4 protein-coding genes and 1 rRNA gene are annotated in these 6,683 nt (G+C 44.8%); 1 reads left to right on the top strand and 4 read right to left on the bottom strand.

Annotated features, from left to right (window positions below; genetic code table 11):
* Nucleotides 1-500, bottom strand: a 16S ribosomal RNA gene (locus GTQ48_RS12095); the annotation flags it as partial.
* A 905-nt stretch (nt 501-1,405) separates the two neighbouring features.
* Here GTQ48_RS12095 and GTQ48_RS12090 point away from each other — a divergent pair.
* Entirely contained in the window at nt 1,406-2,251 is an 846-nt protein-coding gene (locus GTQ48_RS12090) for a hypothetical protein (RefSeq protein ID WP_163106922.1), read from the top strand.
* A 230-nt stretch (nt 2,252-2,481) separates the two neighbouring features.
* Here GTQ48_RS12090 and GTQ48_RS12085 read toward each other — a convergent pair whose 3' ends face one another.
* From GTQ48_RS12085 to GTQ48_RS12075, 3 genes are read right to left on the bottom strand one after another with little or no spacing between them, the layout of a single operon-like run.
* Nucleotides 2,482-3,921 (bottom strand): TolC family protein, encoded by a 1,440-nt coding sequence (locus GTQ48_RS12085; protein ID WP_163106921.1) that lies wholly within the window; start codon nt 3,919-3,921, stop codon nt 2,482-2,484.
* Nucleotides 3,918-4,967 (bottom strand): HlyD family secretion protein, encoded by a 1,050-nt coding sequence (locus GTQ48_RS12080; protein ID WP_163106920.1) that lies wholly within the window; start codon nt 4,965-4,967, stop codon nt 3,918-3,920. The genes GTQ48_RS12085 and GTQ48_RS12080 overlap by 4 nt, the downstream gene beginning before the upstream one ends.
* A complete protein-coding gene (locus tag GTQ48_RS12075) occupies nt 4,968-6,662 on the bottom strand; it encodes an ABC transporter transmembrane domain-containing protein (protein WP_163106919.1) in 1,695 nt (564 codons plus the stop codon). It abuts the gene before it with no gap.
* Nucleotides 6,663-6,683 lie beyond the last annotated feature (21 nt).

Below are 6,683 nucleotides of genomic sequence, written 5' to 3'. Positions count from 1 at the left end.
AGCCGGTGCTTCTTCTGTTGTTAACGTCACGGTGAGCAGGTATTAACTACTCACTTTTCCTCACAACTGAAAGTGCTTTACAACCCGAAGGCCTTCTTCACACACGCGGCATGGCTGCATCAGGGTTCCCCCCATTGTGCAATATTCCCCACTGCTGCCTCCCGTAGGAGTCTGGGCCGTGTCTCAGTCCCAGTGTGGCTGATCTTCCTCTCAGAACAGCTAGAGATCGTCGCCTTGGTGAGCCTTTACCCCACCAACTAGCTAATCTCACTTGGGCCTCTCTCTGCGCCGAAGCCTAAGCCCCGTTTGGTCCGTAGACATTATGCGGTATTAGCAGTCGTTTCCAACTGTTATCCCCCTCGCAAAGGCAAGTTCCCAAGCATTACTCACCCGTCCGCCACTCGTCAGCAAAGTGCAAGCACTTCCTGTTACCGTTCGACTTGCATGTGTTAGGCCTGCCGCCAGCGTTCAATCTGAGCCATGATCAAACTCTTCAATTAAATATATCGAATTATGAATCGTCGTATAGACACTCTTAACGAGTGCCCACACAGATTGTCTTGTCTAAATTGTTAAAGAACGTGGTTGCTAGTGCAACCTCACCGTAAGCCGTTGCTTCTTGGTGACTCACTCCGTTTGAGTGAGGTGCGCATTATACGCTGGAAGTTTTTGCTGTCAACACTTTTTGAAAATTTATTTTCTTAAGGCTAACTTCGAAACTCCCGCCTTTACTGGCCTTAACGGTTAGTAAAGACTTGCTTCTCTTGCTAAGAGCTGGGTAAGTCGTTTTGCTTTTCCCCCGAAGCGGATGCGCATTTTAGGGATCTGAGCGCTCACGTCAACCTTTATTCATGAAAAAGTAATAAAAAGTCGATAAAAGTGAACCAGGCGTCTAATTTTTAGTCAGATGTGATAATTAGTAGACAATGTGGACTAATTACTAATAGGATGAGGCTTCAGATCCTATATAGTAGTTACCACTAAGTGGTAAACGATCGCTGCCGATAACAGCTTTATATATGTTATCGAACGTCGCTTTTTACATAAAAGCGATAAAAGCAAATAAAGGCTGGGTGCATAAACCAAACGACATCGAAACGAATGTCGAACACGTTGAGTAACGCACCTGCCCTTATAGTATGTACTGGTATTGCTTGTACCTTTATAACGTTAGTTTTGTGTTTAACATTTACGGTGCACCTCTTACAGTGATTATTTCACAGTAAAGTGGGTAACCTGTCTAAGTTATTTACAGTAGTTAATACCTATATAAGTGTACGGCTCCAAGTGTGTAAGTAGGGCGCATTCGTAGAAGCGCTTTGCTATAGCTACTACAAAAGCTAGCACAGCAGCGAGTACAGCAGCATCGTTATAAAGCTACGCAATAATTATAAAAGGTGGATTTATGTCAAGAACGCTAACAATTCTGTCGGCATCACTGTTATCAGCTGGTTTTCTCAGTATCGGTGTTGTTACATCAGCAAATGCACAGGAAGCGTCGCAAGAAGTTTCACCCCTTACAGAATCTAACGAATCTGCAGGCCCCTCAGTAGTGCCAAAAGATGAGGTGAGTCAATCTACTAAGTTTCAAACCGCTTTTTTAAAGCGCCAGGTAGATCAGACTATGTCAGTGGGAAGAGCTATAAGCTCTATCGCTGGGCACTATCCGCAGGACATCGTGCTTGTGGTAGACATTGCATTAGACACATACCCCGATAAATACAGAGAGATCATCTTCGCTGCAATATCGGCGCAACCTTCGTCTACCGAAGAAATTGTTAAGCTTGCTATCGAGAAAGAAGTAAGCAGCTGTCCGAATATCGTTAAGCTAGCTATAACAGCTGAACCGACTTACGTGGATTTTGTTGTTCACGCGGCTGCAATGGCTACACCAGAAGAACTTGATGAAATAGTACGTGTTGCCGTGCTTACTCAGCCAGACTCTGCCGACAGTATTGTACAAACACTTTCCCAAGAGCACCCAAACAAAATTGTCGAGATAATGACAAGCGCGCTCAACGCGGTACCCTTTGTTGGTGAATATGTTGTTGACGCTTTGTTAGCCGTATTCCCTAATAAAGCCGAAAAGGTAGTAGAAACTGCTGTTCGCGAGTCATCGCAACAACGCGAACAGATAATGCGTATTTTAAATACTGCGAACAACTCTGGCGTATCTCAGATAAAGCTTAAAGAATATGCTCTGTCTGCAGGACTAAGCGAAAGTGACTTTACCGCTGCCGTAGGTAATTAGGTTGATATCGCCTTTGGGGCTTTGGTTTCATAATACTGGCGGTTGATAGCACTGCAGATTAATAGTGCTCTGATTTATAGTAATGCAGGTAACGTTAGTTACCTGCATTGCTGTTAAAAGTCGTCATAACGAACTCAACAACATTCAAAATTCATTTGTAGCTGAAACAAATACGCTCACATACCAACACAGCGCGCTTTTTTGCGCTCTCATCAAAGGCATTTAACGCGCTATTTCATTTCATACAGCATGGCTGCTTCTTTATAAAGCATGAGTTCTGCTTTCAATAAATCTACTTTGGCTTTTATTTCTTTGATCTGCGCCTTAATTTCATTTTGCGCTCTAGCATTTAATACAAACATATCGCTATCACCGGCATCAAACCGCGTTCTCTCTACCCGTGACAATTTTCTAGCAAGTGACGCATTTTCGCTTTGTAGCGCAGCAATGTCTTTTGCTTGAGTCCAATATACATAAGCTTGTTCGAAGCGTTGCATGATCGACTGCTGGATTGAGGTAAACTTGTGTCCTAACTCCCGCTGCTTAGAGAGTAACTGAGAGCGTTCCGCTTTGGCCTTTCGGTTACCAAGTGGATAAGAAAACGAAAGGCCGAGTTTAGTCTCTGTACCTTCTAATGTTTCAGATCCTGCCCCGATATCTCGAGCAATAGACGCTTGTAAATCGAGCTTTGGCAGTAAGGCATTATTGGCTAGCGCAGTTTTGTTTTTTACCACTTGCTGCTCTAACTGCATCACATCAAGTTCTGGGTGTTGGCGCAAGGCTTTACGCAACGCCATAATTTGTGCGTCGCCCACCCAAAAGGGCCATTCGATATCATTTGGCGGTGTATCAGCATTAAAAGACATCATGTCTCCCTGAGGAGAGCGCCAATAGAACGACAACATTTGAGCATGAGCGTCGCGCTTTTGCTTAAGTTCGGCAAGTAACAATCGCTGCTGCATTATATTTGCTTGAAACTCTACCAACACGATATTGGCAAGGTCGCCCTTTTCAACACGTGTGGTCAACGCTTTTTCCCGATCTTGGGCAGTAACAAGCAAATTATCTACCGCCTTAATTTGCAGCGCACTTTCATACCAAGATATGTATTCAGTAACCCCTTTATAAATGAAGTTATTGAGCATACTGGTGGCTTGCGCTTCCCACTGCGCCGTAGCCAGCCCTGCATTTCGAAGCTCGGTTCTGCGCTTGTCTATTTCACGATTTTGTAGCAACGACATAGCAACACCAACGCTCGCCTCTCCAGCAGAAAGTGTATCGTAACCACCTTCGTAAGCAGGGAAGTCGCCAGCAGCAATACGATACTCGGTAAATACATTGGCATTATAGTCTTCAATCGGGTTTGTAAAACGCTGGGTTAAGTTCGTTCCGTCGTAATACCCGCTCACGCGGCTTTTTGTTTTCTGCTCTATGAATGGGTCGAAACTGCTTCGCGCAATTTCCACTTCAGCGGCCGCCTGGTAATTGCCTTCGTTAATCGCCAGTACATAGGGGTGGTACTGAGTCATGCTATCTATGAATTCATTAATACTTGGCGCAGGAACCTGGTTGGCTGTATTTTCTACTGCATGTACGCCAGATATACCACTTAATGTTAAAGCAACCACGGCTGAATTAAGAAAGTAACTGAGCTTCACTTTATTGCTCATAACCGACCGCTTCCTTTCGCAGTGGCGGTAGTTTGTGGCTGTACTGTAGGTTTAGGTGGGAAATTATTTAACTGACGCCACATTTCATAACCTAAGCGAACTTCTTCAAGCAATATCCACGCTCTTACCTGGCTTCCCAAGCGTGCTGAACTTTCTGCCGGCCAGGCCACGTCATCTTTATCGGGTTTTATCCATACCTGAAACTCCCCCATGGTATTTGCCACCGGCTCTACGTACACCACTTCCCCACCGAACGTACCTATTGCAGCACCAGGCCACCCGCTAAATTGAAACACCGGCCACCCGTCAAATTGTATACGCGCTTTTGCGCCTGGTGTTACTAACGGAGCATCTAGCCCCCTAACCGTTATTCTCACACTGCGTTTTGCATCAGCAGGGATAAACTGGCCTAAAATGTCTCCTGATTTTACGAAAGTAGACACGCCGCCAGATAACAATCTCACCACTGTGCCATCAACCGGCGCCACTTTGGTTTGCGTAGACTGGCGAGATAACGTCATACTTACATCGTTAATTTCTGTTACCGACGCCGCTGCTTTCGCTCGCAACTCTTCCACTTTTATTTGAGCGTTCTCCACTTCTTTGCGCGACACTAGCCCCTGCTTCTCAAGGCTTATCTGACGCTGCAGGTTATTCTCGGCGTTTCGCACAGCGGTTTCATTAGCTTGGTTTTTTAAGTTGGCCGCAGCTAACTGCGACTCTAACTTTTCTAGACGCTGTGCATCTATATCAATAAGCGTAACGATTGGCGCACCCGCTTTGATCTGCTGGCCTTCCCTTACATGCCACTTCTTCACCTGCCCATCCACCAGCGCGTTAATAGGCTGCATGCGATCTTCGGGGTCCAAAGAATCTACCATGCCTGTGCCGTAGGCTGTCTGGATCCAAGGTGTAAAGTACAGAGTAAAACCTGAAACTATAATCAAAAACACAATAATGCCGCATACCACTCTGTGTAATTTAGGCACCCGTAAGGCAGGCAGCGACTTCATGTTATCTAAAAAACGACGTTCAGCATTATTCATTTAACTGTCCTCCTTAACATGCTCATCTGAAGCGCTTTTATCGCTATTATTGTAATGCGTTACTTGTGCGTCGTCATGAAGATGCAATAAGCCGGTAGCGCATTCAGGAATGGGCATATTAGAAAAGTACAGCACAGTAAAGTCGCATTCCTTTAATCGCTCGAGCAATCGTATTCTTAACGCTGGCGGTATAGCGTCGAAATGCTGATTTAAAATCAGAATTTGAGGTTTAGCGATAATCGCTGCGGCTAATTTTAATAACAAAAACTGTAATGGCTGCAACGGCGCCCCCATCACGGAGACTTGGGTTCTCAAGCCATCAGGTAACGCATCGATGGCCGTCGTTAGCTCCACCATTTCTAAAGCCGCGCGGATATCAGCATAACTTGCCTTTGGCTGAGCAAGCTTTAAATATTGCTCAATCGACACTTCGATAATTAATGAACGGTCGAGAATGGTCACCGCTTGACGAAGTTCGTGAATATCGTAGTCATTCAAACTTAAATTATCTAACGTGATTTCACCTGAGCGCACAGGTTCGTAACGCTTTAATAGCCCTAGTAACTCTCGCTGTACCCAGCTCTTTTCTGTTGTAATAAAATACTGCGTTCCGGACTCAAGCGTAATGTCGATGTGACAGTGATCGTCACCATGCTTAAGCATTAGTTTATTAAATGTAAGCTTGGAAGACTCTGGTATATGCTCGGCATTCGAATGAAGTGATTCCTGCGGCATAGCAAGTGCACTGCCTAGCTTTTCAGCTGCACCATAGAGTTCATAGTACAGCTTTAGATATTGAGTAAAACGAGATAGGCCAAGGAATACTGCTGACATTATCAACTCTGCAGCAACAAGCTGACCGATAGAAAGCTGCCCCTGCACGACTAATACGCCGCCAATACCTAGCAATGACGCACTGGCCACTGCATAAAGTAGCAAAAACATAACAACTTGCGAGAAGGTATAATGAAAGTGGTTTTTATGTTTTTGAATATAATCGCCGATATAGCCTTCGGTAGTCTTTCCTGCGTATTCAACGTGATCGGCAGATTTGAAGAACTCGTGAGCACTTGCAATATCGTGTAGCCATTTAGCTGAATTATACTTTGCAGTGGATAATTGAATTGCCGTGCGCTTAGCGCCCCGCCCCCAAATTTTCCAAACCGCATACATCACAAGAATAAGTACCACATTAAACGCCAACAAGGTTGGGTGATAAAAAGATACTAAGGTAAAGCCCACCAGCATTTGCAATACCAATGCAAAGCCATCAATCATGAGCGAGGGAATGTTCTTTTGTAACGTCATTATGTCGAAATAACGTTGGGTCATACTGATGTTTTGACGACCTTCGAAATAGCTATGAGGCGCCATAATAGTGCGTAGGCCAATATCGGATGTAAGGCGCGCGTATACCTTTCGCTCGTAATACTCCATTATTCGCATGCGAAGGGCACTGAACACGCCAGAGGTGAATAGCGTGAAAAACAGCACCATGGCCAGTATCACCACGGCTCGCGTTGAACCGATGTTAGCGATACTGTTTATCAGGGTTTGTACCGCAATAGGTACTGCCAATGTCATTAAACTTATTGCCACACCGTAGGCTATTGCTACTGAAAAGAAGCTGGCTTCAGGTTTTAACAACGAAAACAGCGTTTTCCTTGTTTTACGCAGATTAATTACTTTTCCCATAATAGTATCTTTTATGTACCC

Origin of the sequence: Alteromonas genovensis, assembly GCF_010500895.1 — a bacterium.
GTDB classification, from domain to species: domain Bacteria; phylum Pseudomonadota; class Gammaproteobacteria; order Enterobacterales; family Alteromonadaceae; genus Alteromonas; species Alteromonas genovensis.
The sequence above is the reverse complement of the archived record's forward strand: the minus strand, read 5'-3'. Positions and strand labels throughout refer to the sequence as shown.